Source organism: Burkholderia sp. AU45251 (genome assembly GCF_030482905.1).
Classification (GTDB): domain Bacteria; phylum Pseudomonadota; class Gammaproteobacteria; order Burkholderiales; family Burkholderiaceae; genus Burkholderia; species Burkholderia aenigmatica.
The window spans coordinates 150,294-174,388 of record NZ_JAUJQH010000014.1; the positions used below are offsets into that span (position 1 = coordinate 150,294).

The 24,095-nt window shown below is 66.5% G+C and carries 27 protein-coding genes; 1 reads left to right on the forward strand and 26 read right to left on the reverse strand.

Annotated features, from left to right (window positions below; all coding sequences use genetic code 11):
* Positions 1–9 precede the first annotated feature (9 nt).
* From QZM67_RS25210 to QZM67_RS25285, 16 genes are all read right to left on the reverse strand, one after another.
* Complete coding sequence (locus QZM67_RS25210) at positions 10–1,530, reverse strand: conjugal transfer protein TraG N-terminal domain-containing protein (RefSeq protein ID WP_028698647.1); 1,521 nt, start codon at positions 1,528–1,530, stop codon at positions 10–12.
* 15 nt (positions 1,531–1,545) lie between these two features.
* Positions 1,546–1,902 (reverse strand): hypothetical protein, encoded by a 357-nt coding sequence (locus QZM67_RS25215; protein ID WP_017516006.1) that lies wholly within the window; start codon positions 1,900–1,902, stop codon positions 1,546–1,548.
* On the reverse strand, positions 1,899–3,293 hold the full coding sequence (locus QZM67_RS25220; protein ID WP_023103896.1) for an integrating conjugative element protein: 1,395 nt from the start codon (positions 3,291–3,293) through the stop codon (positions 1,899–1,901). The genes QZM67_RS25215 and QZM67_RS25220 overlap by 4 nt, the downstream gene beginning before the upstream one ends.
* A gap of 9 nt (positions 3,294–3,302) precedes the next feature.
* Positions 3,303–4,250 carry a TIGR03756 family integrating conjugative element protein gene (locus QZM67_RS25225; RefSeq protein WP_023103897.1) on the reverse strand — a complete coding sequence of 316 codons (948 nt, stop codon included), beginning with the start codon at positions 4,248–4,250 and terminating at the stop codon, positions 3,303–3,305.
* Positions 4,247–4,693 (reverse strand): TIGR03757 family integrating conjugative element protein, encoded by a 447-nt coding sequence (locus QZM67_RS25230; RefSeq protein ID WP_017514119.1) that lies wholly within the window; start codon positions 4,691–4,693, stop codon positions 4,247–4,249. Before QZM67_RS25230 ends, QZM67_RS25225 begins: the two co-directional genes overlap by 4 nt.
* Positions 4,694–4,854: 161 nt before the next feature.
* On the reverse strand, positions 4,855–5,349 hold the full coding sequence (radC, locus tag QZM67_RS25235) for a DNA repair protein RadC (protein WP_023103898.1): 495 nt from the start codon (positions 5,347–5,349) through the stop codon (positions 4,855–4,857).
* A gap of 178 nt (positions 5,350–5,527) precedes the next feature.
* Entirely contained in the window at positions 5,528–6,292 is a 765-nt protein-coding gene (locus QZM67_RS25240; protein ID WP_028690954.1) for a DsbA family protein, read from the reverse strand.
* A gap of 13 nt (positions 6,293–6,305) precedes the next feature.
* Positions 6,306–9,185, reverse strand: a complete 2,880-nt coding sequence (locus tag QZM67_RS25245; RefSeq protein ID WP_175840909.1) for a conjugative transfer ATPase — start codon at positions 9,183–9,185, stop codon at positions 6,306–6,308.
* Positions 9,185–9,625: a TIGR03751 family conjugal transfer lipoprotein gene (locus QZM67_RS25250; RefSeq protein ID WP_034032881.1), complete on the reverse strand. Its 441-nt coding sequence runs from the start codon at positions 9,623–9,625 to the stop codon at positions 9,185–9,187. The genes QZM67_RS25245 and QZM67_RS25250 overlap by 1 nt, the downstream gene beginning before the upstream one ends.
* Positions 9,606–11,024, reverse strand: a complete 1,419-nt coding sequence (locus QZM67_RS25255; RefSeq protein WP_034032883.1) for a TIGR03752 family integrating conjugative element protein — start codon at positions 11,022–11,024, stop codon at positions 9,606–9,608. Before QZM67_RS25255 ends, QZM67_RS25250 begins: the two co-directional genes overlap by 20 nt.
* Entirely contained in the window at positions 11,014–11,943 is a 930-nt protein-coding gene (locus QZM67_RS25260) for a TIGR03749 family integrating conjugative element protein (protein ID WP_034032886.1), read from the reverse strand. Before QZM67_RS25260 ends, QZM67_RS25255 begins: the two co-directional genes overlap by 11 nt.
* Positions 11,940–12,632, reverse strand: a complete 693-nt coding sequence (locus tag QZM67_RS25265) for a PFL_4703 family integrating conjugative element protein (RefSeq protein WP_034032889.1) — start codon at positions 12,630–12,632, stop codon at positions 11,940–11,942. The genes QZM67_RS25260 and QZM67_RS25265 overlap by 4 nt, the downstream gene beginning before the upstream one ends.
* On the reverse strand, positions 12,629–13,039 hold the full coding sequence (locus tag QZM67_RS25270; protein WP_034032892.1) for a TIGR03750 family conjugal transfer protein: 411 nt from the start codon (positions 13,037–13,039) through the stop codon (positions 12,629–12,631). Before QZM67_RS25270 ends, QZM67_RS25265 begins: the two co-directional genes overlap by 4 nt.
* Positions 13,040–13,051: 12 nt before the next feature.
* The gene (locus tag QZM67_RS25275) at positions 13,052–13,411 is read right to left on the reverse strand and encodes a TIGR03745 family integrating conjugative element membrane protein (protein ID WP_033472245.1); all 360 of its coding nucleotides are present in this window, start codon (positions 13,409–13,411) and stop codon (positions 13,052–13,054) included.
* A 16-nt stretch (positions 13,412–13,427) separates the two neighbouring features.
* Positions 13,428–13,661 carry a TIGR03758 family integrating conjugative element protein gene (locus QZM67_RS25280; RefSeq protein WP_034032894.1) on the reverse strand — a complete coding sequence of 78 codons (234 nt, stop codon included), beginning with the start codon at positions 13,659–13,661 and terminating at the stop codon, positions 13,428–13,430.
* Positions 13,658–14,038 carry an RAQPRD family integrative conjugative element protein gene (locus tag QZM67_RS25285; RefSeq protein ID WP_034032896.1) on the reverse strand — a complete coding sequence of 127 codons (381 nt, stop codon included), beginning with the start codon at positions 14,036–14,038 and terminating at the stop codon, positions 13,658–13,660. Before QZM67_RS25285 ends, QZM67_RS25280 begins: the two co-directional genes overlap by 4 nt.
* 233 nt (positions 14,039–14,271) lie before the next feature.
* Here QZM67_RS25285 and QZM67_RS25290 point away from each other — a divergent pair, with 233 nt between their 5' ends.
* Complete coding sequence (locus QZM67_RS25290; protein WP_175840907.1) at positions 14,272–14,640, forward strand: hypothetical protein; 369 nt, start codon at positions 14,272–14,274, stop codon at positions 14,638–14,640.
* A 28-nt stretch (positions 14,641–14,668) separates the two neighbouring features.
* Here the strand turns inward: QZM67_RS25290 and QZM67_RS25295 are convergent, their stop codons facing one another.
* The 10 genes from QZM67_RS25295 to QZM67_RS25340 form a co-directional block, all read right to left on the reverse strand.
* Positions 14,669–15,418, reverse strand: coding sequence for a TIGR03747 family integrating conjugative element membrane protein (locus QZM67_RS25295; protein ID WP_034032899.1), 750 nt, complete (start codon positions 15,416–15,418; stop codon positions 14,669–14,671).
* Positions 15,415–17,607: a type IV conjugative transfer system coupling protein TraD gene (gene traD / locus QZM67_RS25300; RefSeq protein WP_050159445.1), complete on the reverse strand. Its 2,193-nt coding sequence runs from the start codon at positions 17,605–17,607 to the stop codon at positions 15,415–15,417. The genes QZM67_RS25295 and traD overlap by 4 nt, the downstream gene beginning before the upstream one ends.
* A 4-nt stretch (positions 17,608–17,611) precedes the next feature.
* Entirely contained in the window at positions 17,612–18,151 is a 540-nt protein-coding gene (locus QZM67_RS25305; protein WP_034032903.1) for an integrating conjugative element protein, read from the reverse strand.
* Positions 18,148–18,738, reverse strand: a complete 591-nt coding sequence (locus QZM67_RS25310) for a transglycosylase SLT domain-containing protein (protein ID WP_034032904.1) — start codon at positions 18,736–18,738, stop codon at positions 18,148–18,150. Before QZM67_RS25310 ends, QZM67_RS25305 begins: the two co-directional genes overlap by 4 nt.
* Positions 18,720–19,445, reverse strand: a complete 726-nt coding sequence (locus QZM67_RS25315) for a TIGR03759 family integrating conjugative element protein (RefSeq protein WP_034032906.1) — start codon at positions 19,443–19,445, stop codon at positions 18,720–18,722. Before QZM67_RS25315 ends, QZM67_RS25310 begins: the two co-directional genes overlap by 19 nt.
* Before the next feature lie 14 nt (positions 19,446–19,459).
* Positions 19,460–20,101 carry a hypothetical protein gene (locus QZM67_RS25320; RefSeq protein WP_034032907.1) on the reverse strand — a complete coding sequence of 214 codons (642 nt, stop codon included), beginning with the start codon at positions 20,099–20,101 and terminating at the stop codon, positions 19,460–19,462.
* Positions 20,098–20,697: a PilL N-terminal domain-containing protein gene (locus tag QZM67_RS25325; RefSeq protein WP_034032908.1), complete on the reverse strand. Its 600-nt coding sequence runs from the start codon at positions 20,695–20,697 to the stop codon at positions 20,098–20,100. The genes QZM67_RS25320 and QZM67_RS25325 overlap by 4 nt, the downstream gene beginning before the upstream one ends.
* Positions 20,698–20,922: 225 nt before the next feature.
* Positions 20,923–23,202, reverse strand: coding sequence for a helicase-related protein (locus QZM67_RS25330; protein WP_034032910.1), 2,280 nt, complete (start codon positions 23,200–23,202; stop codon positions 20,923–20,925).
* 134 nt (positions 23,203–23,336) lie between these two features.
* On the reverse strand, positions 23,337–23,642 hold the full coding sequence (locus QZM67_RS25335; protein ID WP_034032913.1) for a hypothetical protein: 306 nt from the start codon (positions 23,640–23,642) through the stop codon (positions 23,337–23,339).
* A gap of 88 nt (positions 23,643–23,730) precedes the next feature.
* A complete protein-coding gene (locus QZM67_RS25340; RefSeq protein WP_034032915.1) occupies positions 23,731–24,051 on the reverse strand; it encodes a hypothetical protein in 321 nt (106 codons plus the stop codon).
* Positions 24,052–24,095: the final 44 nt, after the last annotated feature.

The following is a 24,095-nucleotide window of genomic DNA, read 5'->3' on the forward strand; positions in this document are numbered from 1 at the left end:
GGCACCGCGCTACTTCAGCTTACCTCCGGTAAGGGCCCCAGCGCCCTTACCGCCTGCTTGGCCGGCGCTCTTGCTGCCATCTGAAAGCCCCTGGATGACGTGCCCGGCCCGAATCCCAACCCAGGTAAGGCTCGCAAGCCAAAAGCCCGGCAAGACCAGGAACATCGTGCCCATGACGAACATCAGGAGCAGGTCGCCAAAGGCATTGTTCAACCCCACCAGCGGATCGAAGTTAGTGTGTGGCCGGTTCCAGCCGAAGCCCCACCCATAGAGCGCATCGAGGATGGTGCTGTCGATCCAGCGTGCGAGTTGGAACCAGAAATCGGTGAAGAACAGCGCGAATTGCACGACGCTGACGGTGACGACCGTCTTCAGGTCATAGGTTCCGACGACCAGTACGAGCGGGATGCAGATGACCAGTGCCATCTTGAGCAAGGCAAGCACCATGGGCAGCGCCTGGCGCACCACGTCCATGGCGGGAAATGCGGCAAGTGCCCCGACCGCCATTCCTACATCCCCCGTGGCCCGCGTCACGATGTTCGGCAGGGTCTTGTCGATCTGGCCGCCGTAGTCGGTATAGACCGAACCCTGGTTGAGCTTCTGCTGTCGCGGTGACGCGATGGTACGGACCACCGAATCGTCCACCTCGGTACGGCTCAGGAACCCGGCCCAGCCCGCCAAGCGATTCAACAGGCTGGGGTCCACCTGGCCCAGCAGCCGTGCCCGCAGGCCGTTGCTGCCATCGGCCCACCACTGCCTGCAGGTCGGGTAGCCGCCGCCACTGGCCACCTGCGCAAGCCCTGCGTCGCGGGTGTCGTCATAGGGCCATGACTCGCGCGCCGTGCTGGAACGGTAGCTGTCGTAGTAGCCGCCGGTATCCGTGAAAAACCTCGAACCGATCCAGGTCACGTCGTTCATTTGAGCGTCGTCCAGCTCCGGCCGCGCCATGAACAATTTAGCGCGTGCAGGTCCGTAGCAGTCGTGTGTGAAATCGGCCACTTCCTGAGCCAGAACCGGGTCATTGATGCGGGTAGCGTCGATCTCCATGCGCATCTGTCGCAGGTCTGTCCCGCACGGGATTGCCGCCACCGAGGCGCTGGTGACGGCGCGCGAGAGCGCGTGCATGAAGGCCCACCAGACCGGCACCTTGGCACTCTGGTTGTTGATGGTGCTGAAGGACTGGGACCAGCCGGTATCCGTGGGCTGCGGCACGTTGACCTGGCACTGGGCCGAGCGCGAGCTGTCGTACTGAATTGTGTTGAGGTCCACGTCGATGAAGGGGATGCCGGCGAACATCACCACCACGATGGCGACGAACACCCGGTTCTCGATGCGTGCGGCCGAGAGCACGCCCTTGTTGCCTTCGTCGGCACCTTCCGCACGGGCCTTAAGCCATTCCTGCACGATGATCGCCACGAAGGGCAGTGCGAATACCCCGCTGGATACCAGTACCGCCCAGATGCCGTTGTTGACGATCCAGGACACCAAGGTCAGGTAGTACTCCAGGTAGTCGGTTGTGAAAAGCGTCATGGCTCGGACCTCCCCTCAGCCCTGCATCAACAGGCTGGCTTCAAGCGCCACGATGGCAACGACGCCGGCGATCTCGCTGCGTACCAGGCGGCGCCGCGCTTGCGCGTCGTCCTCACGCGCAAGCAGCCGGCGACGCATCCAGACCCAGCCGTAGGCCGTCGCGCCATACAGGCACAGCCGCCAGACCAGGAAGTAGCCCGCTGCTGCCGCCAGCCAACGCTCCCAGCCCGCGACACTTCCGACGAGGTAGATGCCAACGATGTTGGCACCCACGGCGACGGCCGCGAGTACCATCGTCCACAGCAGCGCCTTCGCTGCGCGCCGGTTGAACAGCCAGCGCGGGCGCAGCCAGGCCGCACGCATCAGGCTCATGGCCGGCCTCCCGGATTGCCCTTCTGCAACTGATCGAGGCGGTCAGGCACCGGATCGCCTTCGTAGATGCCACGCGAGCCCGCCGCGCGCGTGCCGTGGCGCTGGATGATCGCCATGGGCGAGTTGTTCGCCAGCTCCCGGCGCAGCTCCAGCTCGGTCTTGAGGTTGCGAATCTCGCGATCGAGCGTGTCGCTCTCGTGGTTCACCGCCTCCACGGCGAGCTGGTTGGCCGCCACGTTGGGCTCCTTCTTGCCGGTCAGCAGCGTGCGTTGCAGCAGTAGCGCCTTCTCCAGCACCGACGCCAGCGCAACCTCGGACGCCAGGCGCTGCGACAGCAGGTGCTGGTCCGGTTCGTCGCGCAGTGCCTCGACCACGCCGCGCGTGATGGGCAGCGACGCGCTGCCGGCCTCCCGCAGGTTTTCGGGCGTCGTGTTCTTCGCCTTGGAGACCAGGTCCTGGAGCGCCTGCAGCTTGGCGTCGTACTCCTCCTGGATCAGGGGCGTCAGCCCGACGCCGGGCACCGTCTCCGTCTTGGTGCAGGCGTCGCAGGTGCGCTGCTCCTTCTCGCCGAGCACCCGTGTTGCCCACTCGATGGCCGCCTGCGGCGTGGTCCAGGTTTGGCACGACAGGCTCGTGCAACTGGCCGGAGCGATTGCCGACGTGTCGGTCACCCCGCGGCCATTGACCAGGTTGTAGCCCGCGCGGGTGACGTCACCGACCACCTTGATCGCGGGCTGACCGGAGCCGCCGGCATTGCTTCCCCCGACCCAGGGCACGCCATCGTTGCCACGGCGCGTCTCGGCCTGCTCGATGGCCGAGACGGCATCCGTGCTCGAAACAGCGTCACGCAGCGCCAACCCCTCTGCCATCTGGCTCCAGCCGAGTTGGCCGCCAGCCGTTTCGGCCATCTTTTCGGCCATGGCGCGGCACGTCAGCTTCGAGCGGTCGAAATCCAGCCGCGCTTGCAGAACGCCGTTGGTGAGCAGGTTGTAGAGGCCTGGATCTGCACGCTGGATGATCAACGCCGGCAGGGACGCCACAGCACTCGTAGCACTCTGGATCACCGAGGACATGATCTGCTGAAAGCCATTGGTGACACCGTTGAGTTGATTCTTCAACGTGGTCTGGATGCTCATGTCGCCGCAGATCAGATTGCTGTTCCAGCCGACACCCACGCCGAGCGAGCGCATGCCGGCTGCGCGGCCCATCGAAACGGCGCTGCCGCCGCCGATGGAGTACATGACGTCATCGCCGATGACGTTGCCGCTGGTCTGGTAGCCCAGTTGGCCCCAGGCCACGCCGCTTGCCAGAACCAACGCGCCGGTAAGCGCCAAACAGATCCTCTTGCCACGAGCCGGTGGGGAGAACTGCATAGAGTCGGAACGCTTCATCGCGGCACCTCAAAGGAAATCAACGCTGCCAAGGAACACCTGTCCACGGCGTTCGCAGCAGGCATACGGCCGCCACAGCGCCCAGGCGTAGTCGCCTTGCTGGGCCTGAGTCAGGAAGCCGGTGCGTGGGAAAACCGTGCAGGACGAGGACAGGACGGGCGTGAGTTCCTGCCACTTGCCAGTCGAGGCATCACCCTCCATCAGCGCGCTGGCGGGCCAGTAGCCATCGCGGGCATTGGCAAGCAGCGGCTGGTACACGTGCAACTGCCCGCGGCGCGTGACGACATCGCCCGCACGCTGGGCCACCACGGCTCCCGATTTGTGGTCGTCGGTCTGGTGCAGGAAGCCGCCGCGGGGATACACGTTGCCCCAAAGGTTCATCGTGGTGCGTGCGCCGACCTCGCGCATGCCGGGAATCAATGCCTCCGGGTAGGCCATCTCGGGCACGTTGTAGCGCCAGGCAAGCGTGTCCAAGGTGCTGAGCAGATACGGCATGAATGCCGTTCCCGCGCCCTCGCAGAAGTAGCCCGAGGACGAAACAAACTGGTTGAACACCTCGACGCCGGGATGGCCGATCACGTCGGCGTTCTTGAATTTCGCGAGATTGTTTTCGTGATCCTCGTTCGTCGTTCCATCGCCGCCCGCTTGGGCGGACGGGTTGGCCGTACTCATCGCCCGGACTTCGACCCACGGGTTCTCGCCCGTGTTGCTGTAGCTGGAGACGACCGCATCGGGGATGTAGTGGCGCACCTTGACAGAGGTGCGCACCGTGCAGCCTCCCCAGGTGCAGTAGAGCCAGTAGCAGATACCCACCACCCGGTACTCCAAGCAATCGGGCGAGGCCACCGAGGCAACGATGGCGGTGGTGTTCAAGGCGTAGCTACCCGTGGCGCTGAGCAGCAGCAAGGAAGCCACGCCAGCCCGCATGCGGCGCATAAGGTCGAATGGCCTCGTCATGGCTGGGTCCTCCGACGCTGCTCGATGCGCGCGACAGCGCGGGCCACATCCGGCTCGCCATAGACCACGTAGCGCTGATCCACCACGACAGCCGGGATGCTGGTGATGCCCAGGCTCCATGCGTCGGTGACGCCCTGGTATGCGGAAGCGATGCGGCGCTGTAGGTCGGCGCCGCCTTGGTTCAGCCGACGCTTGACGGTGGCCGCCGCCTGTTCGGGGGCGGCGGGCAGTTCCGCAGAAAGCTCCGCTTCAATCCGGCGGGCTTCGTCCAGCTCGATCAGCCGCTCGCCGCCCATGGTCTTGACCGGGTGGTGGCTGTCGGTGACGACCAGTACGTCGGCTGCGAAGGTGACGGGGCTGAACACGGCCAGGGACGCCGGCAGCGCCACGACGAGACCAAGGGTTCGCCAGCCCGACGCGAACGTGGAAAAGGATGCCGGCATGTCGCGTGCCCCGAAAGTTGATCAGGGCCATAGTCAAACGCGAACCCGATGCCACCCCAACAAACAATGCGCATCGCGGGCTGCCCGCATACCTGCTTGTCCCGGGCCATAAAAAAACGGAGGCCGAAGCCTCCGCGAGGATCAATGAAGCAATGCGACCGTTACAGCAGGCCTGACTCCGCAAAGGAGAACGGGGAACCTTGGCCTACGATGATGTGATCCAGTACCCGTACATCGATGAGCGCCAGCGCGGCCTGCAGTTGCTGGGTCAGCACACGATCCGCGCTCGACGGCTCGGAGATGCCCGAGGGGTGCTGGTGCGCGAAGATCACCGCGGCGGCGTTCAACTCCAGCACACGCTGTACGACGACACGTGGATAAACAGAAGTCGAGTTGATCGTGCCCCTGAACAATGGCTCGTAGGCCAGCACCTGGTGCATGCTATCCAGGAACACAGCGGCGAATATCTCGTTGGGTTCAGCGACCAGTTTCACGCGCAGATAGTCCCGCACGGCGGCCGGCTGGCTGAGGCATGGTCCAGCTTTGAAGATCCGTTTTTCCAGCAGCACGATGGCCTGCTGGATGATCCAGTCTTCGTGCTGGGCAGCTACGGCGGAAAGCGACTCCACACAGGAGTCATTGATGGCGAAAGACATGGCGAACCTCCAGACGGTGAGATCGGAGGGCGCGCGCCCCCGAGGGCAAGCCCTCCTGGGGATGAGAATGAAAAGATGCATCCATCACCGCGATTGCGGTGACCGTTCGCGGCCAGGATGCAAGGCGAACGAGTCGCGGTCAGCGCAGAGGACTGCGCCGTAGCCTTGAAGACCGGGGCTACCTGGGCATGTCGCCGACGACGTCGGCAGGCATTTCGGATGTGGGTGTGCTGGTCGGACCCTCAGCCGCCAGCATGTCCATGGCTGACAGCAAGGCATCGCCCTCGATCGGCCCCTGCAGCAGGATGGCCTGGCCCGTTTGGCGATCGAGCAGGCGCAGCGACGGCGTGGCGGTTACGCCGCTCTTGGTGGCTTCCGCAGCCTGGGCGCGGATAGCCGCACTGGGCCTTTCGCTTGCCATGCACTGCTCGCTGGCTGGCGTCGATTCGGGGTACCGCAAGCCATCGGGCAAGCCCTGGCCGCCGCTGCGCGTGTGGGCATAGACCCATTCGATCGCCTGCCAGAACGCGACATGCCCACCTGCTTCGGCAGCGCATTCCACTAGGCGTGCCTCGGCTGACGCGGCCGGCTCGTGCTCGGCCAGCGGCTGGTGGTGCCATTGCAGCGCCACGTCGGTGTTGTTGCCGATCCACCGCTTGAGCTGCGGGAAATACTCCCGGCAGAACGGGCACTCCAGGTCGGCATAGAGCGTCAGCGTGAAACGGCCTTTGGGGTTGCCCATTAGCCAGGGCGGCCCGGCCACCGGTGCCATGCTGACCGGCGTGGGCGGCTGCGGCGGGGATTCGCCGGGCGACCTTGACACAAGCCAGATCAGCAGCAGCGCGACCAGCACAGCAGCCAATGCCCAGGGCCAGCGGGGCCGCCCGTTGCGGCGGCGGAACGCCTGGACCTGCATCGGAATGGAAGGACGTTTCTGTTCCATGGCGTTCTCCGTCTTACGACAGTTCCAAGGCCGGCGACTCGATGCCGCGCGCCTGGTCGATCTTCTCGGCCACCTTGAAGGCCGCTTCCAGTTCGGTGCAGCCGTAGTGCTGCATGAGCTGGTAGCGCTCGGCCTTCTCTTCGGGTTCGGTCTGCGCCAACGCCAAGTACAGGCTGGGCGGCACGGCGCGGAACAGCACTTCCATGCTCTTGGAAAGGATGACGCCCTCGGTGAACTTGCCCGCTTCTTTGCGCGCCGAGAGCATCAGCGCTTTCTGCGCGGGCGAGAGTTCGCGGAAGCGTGCAATCTTCTCGACCTCATCGGGCGGCATCGACAGGCAGATCCACCACTCAATCATGTTGAGCATGGGCTCCGCGGCACGCGGCAGATCGTCGATATTTTGTGTAGCCAGCCAGAACCAGGCCCCTAGCTTGCGCCACATTTTTGTGATCTTGACCACGTAGGGAGCGAGCAGCGGGTTCTTGGTGATCACGTGACCTTCGTCGGTCACGTTGATGATCGGGCGCCCCAAATACTGGTCGCGCTCAGCGATGTTGTTCACCGTGCTGATCAAGCTGATGTAGGCGATGGAGAGCTGCGCGTTGTAGCCTTCGCGGGCGTATGTCGCCAGATCGACCAGGGTGATGTCGGCCTCGGGCCACGGCGTGCCGTCGCGGTCGAACATCTCGCCGTCCGTGCCTTGGCAGAACATGTCCATTGCGTCCGCCATCTCCAGCAGCCGCACGCGGCGCATCTCGGGCAGCGTCGGGTCCTGGCCGCGGGTGCGCAGCGCGTTGCGCACGTCGCGCGTGAGAACGGTGCGCTTCTCGCTACCACCTCCACCGTGGCAGTGCTCGGCGGCGTCGAGGATGCACTGCCGGATTAACGAGCGGTCGGCCCGCGTCATCCGGGCTTCTTCCTTGTCTTCGCCGCCCGTGATCATCAGCCTGGCCGTGATCTCCAGTTCGCCCAGCACGTCGCGCTGCTCGTCCGCTTCCATGGCTGAGGCGTCGGGGGGTACGTCCTCGTCCAGCGCATCGGCATCGAGTGTCTGCACGTCGCTCGGCGTTTCGATCAGCCGGCGCGCATCGGCGAACGGTGCCAGGCTGATGCCCGAGCCAGGGGCCAGCTTGACCCGGTTCACCGTCAGCCCGAGCTTGCGTGCGAAGTCGCTGAACAGACCGAAGCTGTTGCCGGCCTCCACGATGAACAGCCGCGGGCGGTATATCGCCGTGACTTGGTTCAAGAGGTTGTTAAGCGTTGCGGACTTCCCCGAGCCCGTAGGGCCGAACAGAAACAGATGGGCGTTCATCTGCCGATCCAATCTGTTCAAGGGGTCAAACGTAATCGGGCCGCCACCGCGATTGAACATCGTGATGCCGGGGTGCCCCGTACCTTGGGCGCGGCCCCACACCGGCGACACGTTCGCGATGTGCTGCGCGAACATCAGTTGGGTGTACCACTTGCGCCGATCCTGGCCAGGGTTGTAGCAGCACGGCAGCCAGCGCAAGTAGCTGTTGAGCGGTGCCACCTCGTCGTCCTCGCGCACCGGCTGCAAGCCGGCGTTGAGCATGACGTTCGCCAGGTCCAGGCCGCGCCGGTCCAGTTCCGCTTCGTCGCGTCCGCGCAGGTAGAACGCCAGCGTTCCCCGGTAGAGCTTGTGCGCGCTGCCGATCAGGGACCGTGCCTCCTGCACGTCCTTGAGCGTCTGCTCCGACGCCAGCGTCTCGCCCACCGCCTTCTTCGCCAGGTGGTTGAGGTCCGCTTCCAGCACATCCTGCGGCGTGGCGACCATCGTGAGACACATCAGGGTGTCTTCCGGCATCTGGTCGAACAGCGTGTTGATCGCATCCCCTTTGCGGGTTTCGCCTGTCAGGTGTCCGGTGCCGGGCGGCATACGCAGGCGGTCGGTGATTAACACGCGATGCGGCATGCCGTCGAAGTACCAGGTGCCGTGCTCCACGTCGGAGCGTGGCTGACCGAAGAACAGCCGCTGGCTGAAATCCCGACCGCTCGCCAGCTCGATTTCGCCGTCCTCGGCCTCGTCGGGGTAGCGCGCCAGCGCGTAGAAGCGCTCCCGATCCTCTGCACTCGGCCCGAGCATCGCCGGGCGCGGATTGAACCACCGCAGCAGCCAGTCGTGGACGTCGGCTGCGACCATGCGCCGTGCCTGGATGCCGGCGTTCGCCAAGCCGCCGCACAGGCGGTCGCAGACGATGTTCAACATCTGCTCGGGCGTCTGGCCGCGGCGGTTCGCCTGCCCGGTGGCACGCCGATAGACGACCATGCGAACCCGCCGCGTCTGGCCGCGCCAGCGAAGGCGAGTCACTACCGTGTCCTCGAAAAGTCCACCGGGCTTGGCGACCGCGCGCAGGTGGTGGCTGAAGAAGCGAAGGTAGAACTCGGTGAACGCGGTGCCGCGGGCGCGCGGCTGCACGTAGTTGCGCAGGTTCTCCATGTACTGGTCGAAGCTGGGTTCGTCCTGGGCGTAGAGCTGGAGCACCCAGGGGTTTTCGTCCAGCTCATCGAACGAGTCCTGGAGCGCGTTCTCCAAGGCGTCGCGGGCATGCGCGAGCCAGCCGGGTTCCCGGCCCTCGGTGCCCAGCGGCACCAGCTCGTAGAAGGCAGCGACCGACTGCCCATCCTCCAGCAGCATGGACTTCGACTGCGGCAGGAACTCCACCCAAGGCAGCAGTTCCGCGAACGACGGCGCGACGTCGTACAGCGCCTGCTCGTTGGCTACCGTCGCCGGCCTGCGGCCTTGGAGTGCTGCACCGGGTTCGGGGATGCCGGCCTGGTGCAAGGCGTCGACGTGGCGCTGCCAGCCGTCCGGCTGCTCGTCATCGCCGGCGCCGGATGCGGCAAACTTCGACCAGGGTAGTTTCCAGCGCATCAGTAGTCCTCCACGCGCTCGCCCGGCATGGCGTACTGCACCCGTTGGTACAGGGGGAAGACCGTCGTGTAGCCCGGCACGGGTACGGGGTCCGTGCCCGCCAAGTGCGGGTACACGTACATCACCAGGTCGGGATTGGGCAGGCGGTGAAACTGGCGATAGACCTCGTTGCGTGCCGTGCGCGTGTAGCGCATCTGTTCGGCGGGCGCGGCCTGCACGTCGGCCTCGGTCAGCGGCCGGCGCAGGCTCTGGCGCGCGTCGAGCAACTGCCGGCGCGCGACCTGGCCGGTGCCACCGCCGCCGCCACCCGTTTCCTGCTGCCAGATGTCCATCATGGTGCGGTCGCTATGGGTCAGCAGTTCTTCCTTGCTGGTGGCGCAGCCGCCGAGCACAGCGACGGCGAGGGCCAGCGCCAGGCCCTTAATCGAGTTCGAGCGCATGGCTTTCTCCTGCACGGTGATCGACCTTGCGGCCTTCGGGGTCGTGATCGATGGCCAGCGGTTTTTCGAGGTGGACAGCGACCTTGGCGCCGGGCTGCACATAGACGGCGGCGAAGGCCTGGCCGTAGAGCTTGTTGACCCAGGCCGACATGTCACGGACGCCGCCCGCGAGGATCTGGCCGACTGCTTCCTGGCCGCTGATGCCCACGGTGCCGATGGAACCGTCCGAGCCGACATAGGACATGCGGCCGCTGTCGCTCTCGATGAGCGAGGCCACGCCGGCACCGGCCGCCGTGATCAGGGCCTGCGAGCCGAGGTATTGCTGGGCATTGCTGCGCCGCTCGCCGCTGACGCAGGGGATGCCGTGCGGATCGCTGATCCAGCCTAGGCCGTCGCGCTGCTGGTTGTTCTGCTGATTGCCTTCGCGGTCTTCGGGGATGGTGCGAATCGTGCCGTCGTTGAAGACGAAGGTGATACTGCGCACCTGGCCGCGCACGCATGAGAGCGTCCAGTCGCCCGAGGCGGTTCCGCTGAACACAGCGCCGGCCACGTCGGGAATATCAATCCCATTGGCCGTGAGGTTGTCCGGCCCGACCAGCACCTTGAAGGGGTACGGATCGTTCACCGTCCCGTCGATCGGTACGCGGCCGATCAGCGCCGTCATCGCCACGGAGCCCATCAGCGTGGAGTTGGTCGGCACGGTATAGACCGGCTTGGCGCTCTTGACGCCTGCTGCACGTGCGCCGGCGTTCGCCACGTTCTCCATGGTGGTTTCCAGCGTGCTTTGCGCGGGGCCGAAGCTCGTCGGGAAGCTCATGCCGCTGCCCGTGCCACGACCGTTGTTGCGGCCCTCGGCCTTCTTCGCGTCGTCCGGTTCGACCCACCGCACGCCGCCTTCCATGCCGGCTTCGTCGCCATCGCGCAGCCCCAGGCCCACAGGCAGATCGGCATGGCCGCCGCCACGCCCGCCGATGCTGTCCAGACGCCGCTGCAGGTCGGCGAGCAGCCCTTCAGTCTGCTGGCGCGCACTGGTCGCCTGTTCCTGGTCGCGGCGCAGGTTCGAGCGCTCGGATTCGAGGGCCGAATTGATGCGTTGATCGATGGAGTTCTCGCGCTGGCGCAGCCGCTGGTTTTCCTCGCGCTGCGACTTGTTGTCGGTTAGCGCGGTCTGAAGCTCGGTACGCAACTGCTTTACCTGGGCGACGAGCGTTGCCACGGTATCGCGGGGGGTATCGCCTTCGATGCCCAATGCCTTCATTTCCTCGGGCGTGAGCTTGGAGCCGGCATCCGCAGCGGGCGGTGCCGACGTGCTTCCGCCGGAGAACAGCCGGATGGCAACGAACAGCACCAGCAAGGCGACCGGGATCATCAGCCACTTGAGCAGGCCGTTACTGCGCATGGCGGGCCCCCTTGCCGTCGTCGGCTTCAGCTTCCGGCTGCGCCAGGTGCGCAGCGGGGTCGAAGCGGTGGATCGCCGGCAGCAGCGATTGCGCGAGGCCGTGCCCACGCGTCACCAGGTACAGGACGGTCGTGTCCTCGGGAGATCCGCGCGGACCCAATGATTCGTGCTGGAAGGTTGCGGTGAGGAAGTCGCCTTGCAGCACGCGCGGGTCGAGCGTGACCCAGCCGCTGCTGCTGTTGGTCAGACGCACGGCGGTGACCCACTGGTCTTCCAGACGCCACGACGCGAGCGCGACCGCGCGCACCGGCAGCGTCGGCATCAGCGTGCCGAGGTCGAGGTCACGGCGCAGGTTCACCCGCATGACGCCTGGCAGCGGCTCCACGGTGCGCAGGGGCGCGTAAAGGTTCTGAGCGGCGAAGCGCGTCAGGACGACCGAAACCGGGGTTTCGCGCCGCGCCGCATGAGCGCCTGTCTGATTCTGGGCGCGTGCCGGGGCCTCATCGGCACCGCCTGCCTGATCGCCATAGCGCGCCGGGGTGCTGCTGCCCTCGACGATGCGCACCGGCTCCAGCTCGGCCTCGCCGTCCTTGGGCGGCTCGGCCGCGATGTCGAGCAGGAACAGCGCGCCCGTGTCGGCGTCCTGCAATTGCAGCCGCGTGGGCTCGATCGGCTCGCTGGCGCGCAGGTACACCGCGCCACCCGCGCTCTGCACGCGCAGGCGTTCGCCCACGCCCGCCGGCACGCCCACGCGGACGTTCCGGTCGATGAACACGATGCGCTCCTGGCCTACCTTCAGCGGCAGCGCGAGCGGCATGCGTTCCCAGCGCAGGATTTCGACCGCGCGGGCGGCGGGGGACATGACCACTGTGGTGGCCACGGCCAACAGCCCCAGCAGCGTGAATGCAGGATGCTTCATGGGGTGTTTCCTCCTTGGGGCGCTTGCGAAGACAGGCCGCCAGGCGCCGGGCGCGTCGGCTCCGGGGCGCTGATGCGTTGGGGCGCGCCGTCGTAGCAGTCCAGCGCCAGGCCGAACGGGTTGCGGGCTGGATCGACGTCCACCCGCGTGACCTTCACCGGGTAGCGCACGAGCGCGCGCTTAACCTGCTCGGCGCCGTAGTACTCGTCGGCGGTGATGTCGAGCGTCACCACCCAGTCGCGGTCGGAGACCACGCGCACGCGCGCCGTGGGGTCGTCGCCATAGCCGCGGCCGGGGATTTCGTAGATACCGCGCACGCGCTGGCGCAGCTCGCCCGTGCTGCGGCGGTAGTCGTAGTCCGCGCGCAGGAAGGCCTGGCAGGACGGGGTGAGGTACGGCGAGAGCGTGTGGAGGTTGCGCGGATAGTCCTCTTCGCCGTTCGTCGGCCAGCGGTTGAGGGTCTGGAACACGTAGAACGTGAACGCATAGACCGATTCGGGCGGCACTTCCCACCACTTGCGGGTGCTGCCGGAGCGCAGGTCGGGCGGGACGTGGATGGTCAGGTCGCGCGGCGCGCTCCACCAGCCCCCGCCCATGACCAGGGCGACGATGACCAGCGCGCCAGCCCCCAGGCGAAGCGTCTTGATGTGCGCCTGCAGGTGGGTGATCTCGTTCTTGAACCGGCTCATCGTGCCCCCCTTGCGGCAGACCTTCGGGTGGACCAGAAGCCGGAGCGCGAGATCAGCACGTGGCCGCCTACCCATCCCGCCATCAGCGGATGGCGCGTGGCGATGCGCCATTGCAGTTGCCGGTACAGCCAGGTATCGGGACGCCCGCGCTTGAGCCGGCGCAGGATGCCGCCGCCGATGAAGACGCCCAGGGCCACGCCCAGGACGACGAACGTCGGCGCGATGGCGATCGTGCGGAACACCCAGGACAGCGGCGCACCGACCAGCAGGCCGGCGGCGCCGGACAGGCCGCAGCAGATCCACAGTTCGTCGGCGGTGAGGCCGCGCACGACAACGGGATGGCGGTTGAGCCGGTGCGGAAGGAACGTGACCGTCCCGTCCGCACGGACGTGCTGCTGCTCGGACATACCGGCCTCGCCTTACAGGATGCCGGTGGCTTCGGTGAGCAGCCAGATGCCGATCACGAGCAGCACGGCACCGATCGCGACGGTGAGGCCGAACTGGCCCCAGGTCTTGCGGCCGGTGTGGATTTCCGCGTAGGTGCCGTAGGCGTGGTAGCAGACGCCGATAAACATCGACGCCACGACCAGGAGCGCCACGAGCATGATGATGTCGTAGCCGTAGTTCCTGATCGTTTCCATGATGCCGTTGCCGGTGCCGCGGGTCGGGTTCTCCAACTGGGGAAGCCCCTGCGCGAACGACAGCGCGGGCAGCGTGGCGGCGCCCAGTGCCACGGCGGCGCGCTGGGCAAGACGGGAATGGAGGATGCGGTTTTGCATGGTCGTGCCTTTCGGTTCAGGAGAGAAGGAAGAAGCTCAGGACGAGGTACATCGCGACGAAGCGGATGCAGACGCCGAGGAACTGGCGCTGGTTGAGGCGGCTCTCTGCCCACCCCACGTAGGCCGTTCGGATGGCCCAGACGCCCCAGGCGAGCAGGACCGCGAACACGGCGCCGACCAGGACGGTCGCCATCACCGAAGGCGCGATGCCGCTGTTGGCTTGAAATGCCGAGACCTGGGCGCCGTTCATTGCTTGGCTTCCGTAGTCCTCGGCGATGGCGAAGCGGACCGCTCGGTGCGGTAGTCGCCGGCCAGTTCGGAGGGGTCGCGCGGCTGGGCACGCGACGGTGTGAGATGGGTCCGGATGCCGGCGCGCACGCGCGCCAGGTCAGCCAGCAACCGCGGGTAATCGAAGTGGTAGCGCTCGCCCGGCTGGATGGGGGCACGCGCGGCGCTGTCGGCGACGGTGCGCTCCAGCGCGTCGAGCTGGCGCAGCGCGGCGACCAGCTCCTGGCGCTGTGCGGGGGACTCGGCCAACGCCATCGGGCACTGACCCAGCAGCAGGGCCGTCACGAGAAAAATGGGCACGCCGCGATGCGCGGCGCGCTGCCAGATCGGAGCCAACATCGCGCCATTCCTGTGTGATCAGCAATGGCTTGATCGTGGGCAGCGAGGGGCTTTTAGGCCGCAAACAATAGGAATTCGCGCATGCCCGGATTGATGGACTTGCGCTCGGTCTCAGGGTCTGGAGAGCGGGAAAGAACGCCGCGTCAGCGTGGCGAGAAACTGGCGTCGGCTTTGGGAGCGCAAGCGCCTTCGGGTACTCTTTCAGTATGCCGCTTCCCCAATTCCCTTGCCACATGCACTACACGCTGGACGGTCGTCGTGCCGTGCCGTGCCGTGCCGTGCCGTGCGAGAGCATTGCCGAGTGGGGCGCCTGGTTTTCAGTAGCTGATCGGCGCGTGGTGGAGACCTGGATCGATGACGTCTGTATCTTCACGGTCTTTCTTGGGCTGGACCACAACCACGGACTTGGTGGCGATCCACTCCTGTTCGAGACGATGGTCTTTGTGGATGGTGTGACGCACCAGATGCGCCGGTACTTCATCTGGGAGGAAGCGGAAGCCGGCCACGCCGAGATGACCGAGTTGATCCGAGCCGAAATGCAGGAAGCGCAGGTGCGCGCTGCGCAGGCCTGGGAGCAGGTGCATGCGCGGATGAAGGCCTGAGCATCAGCGCTGCGCGGCGTGCTCTACTTCAGAGGTACTTCTTGAAGCTCCCCGCGGTCAGGGATACCGCCAGCCCCAGCAAGGCGGCGCTCGGCAACAGGATTAGCAGTGGATGCACCGAGATCGGCAAGGCCAGATAGGTGACCCACGGCAGCACGGCCAGCGGCATCAGGCTCGCCTTCGCGCGGTGGTAGATGAAGCCCGATTCCCGGCCTGCGCCGAACCGGCGCACGTCCCGCCGCACAAGACCGTCGATCAGGCCAACGAACGCCGCAGTGAAGATCAGTGGCAACGTGAGCACCAGGACCAGCAGGCGCACGAGGAACGTGAGCGTCGTGAAAGCCGCGGCGATCAGGTAGCTCTCGGTCCAGACATAGACCTGGCTGATGTAGTAGCGGAAGTTGCGTGTCTGCCCGTGGCTGGGTGCGCGGGCGCGCTCGGCGGTCTGGCTCATGCGCTCCAGCAGCCCAGAGCGAACGAATACCCATTCGTAGCCGGTGTCCACCAACTCGTGCGCCGTGCGCCCCGGTTCCTGCACGACCACGCTGCGCGTGAAGTGGCTGGACAGGTGCCCCAGTTCGTACTGCAACATCTGCTGCGAGTGCCGCCAGCCCTGGTCCTTCCAGAACAGGTGCATGCCGACGCACTCCACGACGATCGAGAACAGCAGTGAGCCGATCAGCACCCCGAGCAGCCGAAACGGCAAGGTGATGGTGCCGACGATCAGGCCCTGACGCTGGTTCTGCTCCCGTTGCGCAGTCGAGGCGGCGTCCTTCATGGCGAGGCCTCGTTGCCGGAGCCATCGCCGGTGGTGGTGGTCACCGCGGGAGGTTCGGCCGCAGCGGCGTCATCCAGCAGGTCGTCGGGCAGGCGCGTGTCCTGCAGGGCCGGGGAACTGGTGAACTCCCACCACTGCGTCGCTTCGCTGTAGCTCTGGCGCATGTACCCGGCCAGTTGCTGCAAGTCTGCCGGCATCACTTCGTCCGGGTCCGGCGCCGGCAGCGGCATGCGCACTTTCCAAAGCTGGCCGCCCTGCAGCAGCGCGAAGCACTGGCCTTTCGGCAGGCCGACGACGTGCGACGGCTCGATCATCGGCACGCTGGACATGCTGATGCGGTCCTGGGTGTTCGACGTGAAATCCGTCGCCCCGCGAATGTCCGAGCTGTCGGTCGCACCGCTGACGATGGTGGTCGTATAGACCTCGACCTTCGGCAATTGCCGGGTCAGCAGTTCGGCGGTCGCGGTCTCGCGCACGCGCAGCATGAACAGGTTGTTGAAATTCCCGATCACCTGACCAGCTTTCGCGCGGTTGCCGATGCGGGCCTCAATGTCCGAGAGGGTCTGCGTGTAGGCGGTGACTTGCAGGCCGGCACCGCCGCCCTTGTTGATCAGCGGGATGAATTCGTCGCCCATCAACTCGTTGAATTCGTCGGCGTGGACATTGATCGGCACGCGCGCACCGGCCGATGCGCCCGGCAGCCCGTCATCGATCTCATGCTTGTAGATATGCCCGGCGACCGACACGAGATCGCTGAACATCGAGTTGCCGACCGCTGCGGCAACCTCGGCATCGGAGAGCGCATCCAGGCCCACATAGACGATGGCCCTCTTACGGATGATCTGCATCCAGTCGAAGATCGGGCGCGGGTCGGCCAGGTCGGAGTAGTTCGGGGCCAGGAGCTGCGCGATCTTGCCGCTGGTGAGCTTCTCCAGCAGCGGCAAGAGGCTGGCTACGATCTTGTCGAAGTACGTCTTGTCGTAGCGAACCGCCGAGCGCAGGCCATCCAGCACCGGGTCGTAGTTGCGCGCCTGCGAGAGGTACTGCTCCAGCGCCACCACGCGCTTCTCGCGCCCGATCATGTTGCGCGGGATGTTCTTCTCGTTGAGCTTGGCCTCGATCTGGACGATCACCTCCCAGGCCTTGGGCTCGGTCTTGGCGAAGTAGTGCTGGGCGTACTCGATGAACAGCGCGTCGATGTTGATGACGTGCCGCTGGATCAGCATGTAGTCGGGCCGCTGTCCCAGCTCCACCAGGGCGCGGGCGATGATGTTGACGAATCGCCACGCAAACTCTCGGAAGGCGGCTGAGTTGCCTTCGCCGGAAAGCTGCCCCGCGACGCGGGTGGCCACCTCGCTGATGCGGCCGAAGCGGCCCACGGCGTTGTAGCGTGCGGAGATGTCCGGCCAACCCAGGTGGAAGACGTAGAACTCGCCTTCGCGGCCCGCGCGCAGGGCTTCGACGTACATCCGCTTCAGGAGATCGGCATCGCCCTTGGGGTCAATGACGATCACCACCTCGTGCTCGCCCGCGGCGTTCACGCGCCGGATGTCCTGCGTCACGAACAGTTCGGCCAGCCGGGTCTTGCCGACGCGCGTGGTGCCCAGTACCAGTGAGTGGCCGACGCGCTCGCCCAGCGGCAGGCTGACGTCCACCTCCTCGGGTTCGATGCCGTGCAGGCGCGGCAGGCCACCCACAGGTGGCAGCGGCCGCACCGGGTTGAAAGGCACGTCCCAGCCGGTGAGTTTCGACAGCCGGGACAGCGGGAACGGCGCGAACTCCAGCCGTTCTTCCAGCCGTCGCGCCAGCCGGTAGGCCGGTGTCGGCTCGACGTAGCGGCGGAACTCCGGCCGGTACGTCTGCATGAGCCTATGGGTGTGCTTCTGCTCCCACAGGAACCCGCGCCCCACGAACAGCCGTTGCTGGCTGACCGGCACGTCCTTGCTGGTCATCACGTAGCGCGGCAGCCTGCGGATATTGCGCCGGTAGCGCAGGATGACGCGGGCATCGCGGTAGCGGATGGCGCCGTAGGCACCGAACGCCAACGCACCGCCGACGCCCATGGCGGGGCTCAGCGCGAGCGACCAGGGGGCCACCAGGGACAGAAACGCGGCGCCTGCACACGCCGCGACGGTATATAGCTCCACCGCTGGGCGAAGCAGCACCTCGACCGGCTGTTTCCCCGACATGGCTTCATTGCTCGATGCCGGTGGCCGTGATCAGCACCGGGTAGTGCCGCAGGCCGAGACGCTCGGCCAGGTCGTCGCCGGACACGGGCGCGAGGGGTACGCCGGGCACCAGGGCGCGCAGTCGCGCCAGGCCCTGCACGGTCTCGACGTTGACCACCAGGCCGACCGCGCCGCGCTCGCGCAGCGCTGCCGCCTGGCGGCGCAGCCAGGCCCGGGAAGTTTCGTCGTCGCCGACGACCGCGAAAGGCCGCAGACCCGGAGCCTCGATGACCCGCCGCGCGACGGTGCCGGGCGTGAGCTTGGCGCTGCGTACCGGGAGCATCGCGGCCTCGTCTGCCGGCGTGGCGGGAACCTGTGGCGTCGGGATCGGCGGCCGGGCCGGCGCGTTGGCGCGCGGCTGGAGGTTCAGGGCTTCGTAGTACGGCAGCGCCGACGCGCCGCCGCGGTCTTCGACCACGATCAGCGGCTCGCCGGCGAGCGAGGCCAGCGGCAGACCCGCCAGCAATACGAGCAGGCCCCGCAAGGCCAGATGGGATTTCTTCATGGGGATGTCTCCTGGCGTGCGGCAAGAACCGCGGCGGTTGCGCGCGCGCCCTGCACGCGGGCAAGGTGGCGCGACACGCTGCGGCGATAGCGGGCGGCGGGCTCACCGCCCGCAGGACGGTGGTAGCGGCCGATCGCCAGCAACCAGTCCTCGCCGGGGGTGTGCTGCTCGCGCAGGATCTCGGCGGCGATGGCGAGGTTGCGGTACGGGTCCAGCAGGTCGCACGCGCTGGCGTAGCGCTGCTGGTGGTAGCCGAGGTTGATCTGGCCCAGGCCCGCGTCGATGCGCGTGTGCGGCGTGGAGCGCATCACCTGCTGCAGGCCCGCGCAGGCATCGGCGCGGGTCGCATAGCGGCGCGACTGGCCGGCGACATTGAGCGACCACGGCCACGGGACGATGCGCCCATTACGGCGGATGCCGCTTTCCTGCAAGGCCACGGCGTAGAGCACTGTCGAGGGGATGCCTGCGTGCTGCGCGGCGAGCTGGTAGGCCGGTGGCGGAACCTCCTGGGCCTGGGCGACGCAGGCGCAGAAGCCAGCGACGAGCACCAGTGCGCGCAGGAGAGCGGCTACGGCTGGCGCTGCCATTGGCCGTTCACCTCACGCACGACCGCTGGCAGGTCGCCGGGCACCCCCAAGGTTAGCCAGCGGCCGCCGTCGTGGTTGAGCGTGATGCTGCCGCTGCGCACGCGCGCTGGATCGACGTTCGCGCGCTTGGCCCAGTCGCGGATGCGCGCGTCGTCCTGGCGGCTGCCGACCATGTACAGGTCGAATTCGGCGCCCGCCGATTGCAGGCGCTGCACGAGCTGGCCGCAGGCCACGCAGCCGTCCTTGACGAACACTGCCATGCGGCCGGAGCCGTGCGTGGCGCCAGCGACCGGCTTGTCGTCCGGCAGGTTCACCCGCTGCATTCCGGGGTTCAGGCGCTGCCAGGCCTCGTCGTAGGCGCGCTGATAGGCAAGCAGCTTCTCGACGCGGCGCGCCTCGACCTGCACCTGCAGTTCTGCGTAGCGGCGCCGTTCCTCGTCGGTGCGGGCCTCGATGCCCAGGGCCGACAGCGGGTCCAGGTTGGGCGAGTAGATGCCCAGCGGCCCGTCCATCAATTCGCGGTAGCGCGCCCATTCCTGCGGTTGCAGGCCCCAGTCGCTCGCCACCCGGTCGTCCAGGGTGCGGGCGGCCAGCGGGCGCTCCTGGCTTTGCGCATTGCGGGCGGGAGCCGTGGCGGGCTGCTGGGCCCAGGCAGGCCACTGGGTGGACGCCAGCAGGAGAACGGAAAAGATGATCGATGGCTTCATGCGATCTGCTCCGGTCAGGGAATCGCCACGCGGCGGGTCTGGTCGCCGGCCTGGAACACCGCGGTGTTGCCCTCGACGGCCTGCAAGCGCCACGGGCCGACCGCATCGCCGGGTAGCAGCACCTGAAGCTGGTCGGGCGTGAAGTCGCCACTGCTCGGCGCGACGGACACGCTGCGCTCGCCGGCACGCAGTTCGGCACCGACGATGCGGAACGGGAGCGGCGGTGGTTCGGGCTTGGCGGTGGGCTTGTTCCCGGTGCGCGGCTGGACGGGTGCAGCGGCGCGCGCAGCGGTCTGCCGCGCCTTGACTTGCTCGACTTCGGCGCGCAGTGCCTGAAGGTCGTCGTCGGCGGCATAGGCGCTCAGCGATTGCTCGACCTGGGCCGCGCGTGCTTCCAGGATTTGGCGGGTGTCTTTGAGGTCTGCCGCCGTGGCGACGGCCGGACGCTGCTGGATGGCCTCGACGGTCTCGGCCAGGCCTGTTGTCTGCGCTTCGAGGCGCTGCAGGCGGGAATCGAGGCGCTTCTGGTCGGCCTGGTCGTTCATGGCCTGGTAGCCGATGGCCACGAGGACACTGAGGCCGATCAGCCAGAGCCACATCAGGCTCTGCACCACCACCGCGGCGGTTGAACGATGGGCGGGCTGCGGGGCGTTCATGGCTGGCCTTCCGATGCCGGGGGCGCCAGTGGGAACGTCTGCGCCGCCTCGGTGGCGGGCGACGCGGGTGCGTTGTCGGCGGTCATGCTGTCGCCGGGCCGCTCGAAGCAGATTTGCCGTGCGCGGTCATCCGCGTGCAGTTCCCAGGCCGGACCAGCCAGCGTGAGCAGCGCATCGCGCAGGGTCATCGGGCCAAGGTGCAGGTGCGCCGCTGGCAGCGGCAGTGCGTACAGCTCGATCACCGCGTGCGCCGTCTGGCACAAGCCGTAACCGCTGCGCTTGAGCACATGCCGTAGCCCGTCGCCGACCGTGGCGCGGGCATCCTCGGGCATCGACACGTCGATGGTCTGTAACAGCAGGTCGCGCTGCGCTGCTGTCGGTGCCAGTTCCACGAGGGTGTAGCGACCGTAGCGCACGACGGGGATGTACTCGGGCGCCTCGGGTATGGGCGCGGCCGAGACTTCCTCGATAGTGTCGGGCGCGACCGGCGCGCTCGTCGTCGCGCAACCGCCAGCCAGTACGGACCAAAGCAGGCCGAGAAAGCCCGCCAGCAGGCGGCGTTCGGGATGGTGAAACCAGGGTGGAGAGGGGCACATGGCGCGTCGTCCTGAAACATCGAGCCCTCACCATCGCCGCTCGGGCCGCGAGCGGCAGCAAACAATGCGAACCAGGCAGCGCCCGATTTGCCGACCGCGACTACGCAAAAAAATGGCCCCCGAGGGAGCCAGTGAAAGCGCAGCCACGTCCACGGAGACCGTGGGCGTGGCTGCAAGCGGAAACAACAGAGAGCCGGCGGCATTGAGCCGGTGATGGCATGGGAATCAGGCAGCGACCAGCTGCCGGGCCAGTGCGACCTCGACGGAATCACCGTCTTGGTTGAGCACATCCAGGCCCGATTCGGGCACGTCGCCCGATGTGGACTGCGAGACCATGATCTTCTTGGCCATCAGCTCCAGGCAGGTCATCTGCGAGGAACCGGCGTAGCCGAGGTAGATCACGCGCACCAGCTGTTTCTGTCCGATGCGCCAGGAGCGGCGTGCCGCCTGCTGGAGCGAGTACACGTTGTAGCCCGACTGCATGAAAACGATCGTCGGGAAGTCCAACAGGTCCAAGCCCGTCTTGACCAGCTCGGGGTTGGTGATGAGCACGTCGATGCCACGGTCCAGTTGTTCGGCGATCCAGTCCTCGCGGCGGCTGGCATCCACGCTCGCGCGCAGCACCGCCACCCGAAAACCTTCCTGCTCCAGCAGCACCTTCAGGCGCGACGTGGTGTCGCGCTTGCCGGTATAGACCGTGTAGGCCAGAACCTTGCGGCCCTGCGCCTTCTCTTCCTTGCAGATGTCGATCAGCTCGCGCTCTTTCGGCGTCACCTCGAACTCGTTGAACTGAGCCGGGACGAACGCCAAGGTGTTGCGCGTGCGCGGATGCACCACGGTCTCCGACCGGAAGCAGCAGTCCGGCCAGGCCAGCAGCACGTTGAGCACCACGCCCAGCAGCGTCGTATCGCGTCGTGCCAGAGCCTGTTTCAGCTCTGCGGTCAGCCGACCCGCCAGGTCGCGGTAGGCCGCGACTTGCGCCGAGTCCATTGCAACTTCACGGAACTCCTCGTCATACGGCGGCAAGACGTTGCCGCCGATGTCCTTGAGCTTGAGAAAGATCGTGAACGGCAAGATGCACCGCAAGACCCCTTTCGGCCCGAAGCCTGGAGCCTTGACCGTGCGCACCGATACCTTGGTGCCCTTGGCCGTCTTGTGCGCCGTGCCGGTGCTCTCGGAATAGATGTCCTTCAGGACACCGTGATCGCGCATGAACGCCATTGCCGCCGACGTCATGCTGCCGCTCGTAGTCGGGCGATAGCCGTCTTCGATCATCCGCCCAGGCAGGGCTCGGAACAGCAGGTAGAACAGGTCGTCCCCGTAGCCACCCATCAGCGTGCCGGTCAGCAGCAGGGTCTTGCGAGCCTTCGCCGCCAACACGCCCATGGCCTGGCCCTGGGCACTGCCACCGTTCTTGTACTCGTGTGCCTCGTCCGCGATGCACAGGTCGAACGTGCCTTGCGGCAGGTAGCGTTTGATGAACTCGGACGGTTGGTAGCCGCCCTCGCCAAAGCCGAACTCCATGTTGGCCATTGCACGCTCCATGCGCGTGGCCTGACGGTCAGAGAAAACCAGTTCGCCGTTGCCGTCCATGAGGTTGATGAACTCATGGATGTTGTCGCCCAGCATCGATGCCAGGAACCCGTCGCCGAACTTCTGCATCAGCTTCTGCGCGGTGACTTGCCCAATGGTCGGGATGCGCTTGAGGGCTTTCAGCACGGCCGAGGACTGGTCGCTGCCGGACAGGCTGCGTGGGCGGATCAGTGTCCACAGGGGCGCAGCGCAATGGCTGCACTTCCTGCGGTACTCCTCGGCTTGGAGCGCGACCGGGTTGACCGGCTCGCCGTCGAGGTCGGTGATGACCGTTCCGCAGTCCGGGCACGCCGCCACGTTGCCGTGGCGGGTGCGCCGTTGGGTGAAGACGGGCTTCCAGTGGAACCCCATCCGCATCCTGACGCGCCCCAGGACAAAGAACTCCTGGCCCGTGGGCTGCACGCCCAACTGCTCGCGCAGCTGGATGAGCTTGACGAGCGTGTCCGGCCCATTGAGCACCCACACCTTGGCGCCCGCCACCGTCTCCTGGATCTCTCGCCGCCACTTGTAAACAAGGTGCGGTGGCGAGAGAACCAGGGTGCGGCGATAGCCTTCGGCGTTGAGCACAGCGGCCGTGGCAATGCCGACGGTCGTCTTGCCGCAACCCATTTCGCCATTGACGATCGCGGCGCGTTCGCCGCGATCGATCAGCAGCTCGGCGGCGGCGTGGACGACTTCGGCCTGGGCCGGGAACAGCTTGCGCTTGAGGCTGGCGACGACGAGTTGCCGGTGCGCCTGCGGCTGGCCGTTATAGACCGGCGGGTTGGCGCTGTTGAGGGCGTCGAGCAGTTCGTCGCCGAACTCGCCGACGAAATCCTGAAGGCTCAGGGTCAGAGGGGAAGATTCCGCATCGAGCAGTTCGCCCTGTACGGGCGCGGCTTCAGCGGCAGTGGTTTCGAGATCGAGGGACATGGTGATGCTCCAATGAAAAATGGGGCATGCACCACCCCAGCGGGGCAATGGCATGCCCCGCAGTGGGAAGGAAATCGGCGCTTGGCCGAGGTGGTCGAAGTTGCCGGCCGTGGCGGCCTGCTGGTGAATCGTGCTCAGTCTTCGGACGGCAGCACGATGACGGTGGCGCTGCGCTGCGCATCGGTGACGATGCGGATGGCCAGCCCCGGATGGATCACGTAGCGGGATTCCAGCGATGCACCGGATTGGAGTGCAGTGCTGTTGGCCTGCCATTGCTGGAGGTTGACGTCGCCCCAGTCGCCACGGGTGTGGCGCCTGAAGTACGGGATCGGGTCGAGGCGACCCGTGCGGACCAGGCGATCGATGCCCCTGCTGAAGATGAGCGCACCGACTGGAAACGCCAGCCTGTGGCAGTAGGTTTCAATGCGATGTGATGCCATGGGCTCCTCCTTGATGGGTCATTGAGCCACGACACCCCTCGCGGAGTGAAGTGGCTCCGTCAGGGGGATGAAGACCACGATGGTGCTGTCAGATCATGTCCCGTTCTTCGGGAAGCTGGATCACCGTGGTGCGGTGGTCCTCGCTGGTTTTGACGATCAACACCAGTTCGGGCGTGATCCTGAAGTGGGAGATCATCGGATCGTCCCCCCGGATTGCGACATCGTTGGCTTGGCGGGTCGCCTCGTCGGTCTCGCCCCAGTCACCGCGCACATGGCGTTGGACATAGGCCAAGGGATCGATCAGGCCTTTGCGGGCCAGCCAATGCACCTTCTCGCTCAGCTGCAACGTACCTGGTGCGAACAACGGTTGCTTCTGCGGCGCGGGCCGCTTGAACAGGCTTGAGAACATGGGGGTTTCTCCTTCGATGTGGTACTGCAGGACGGCGGCGCGTC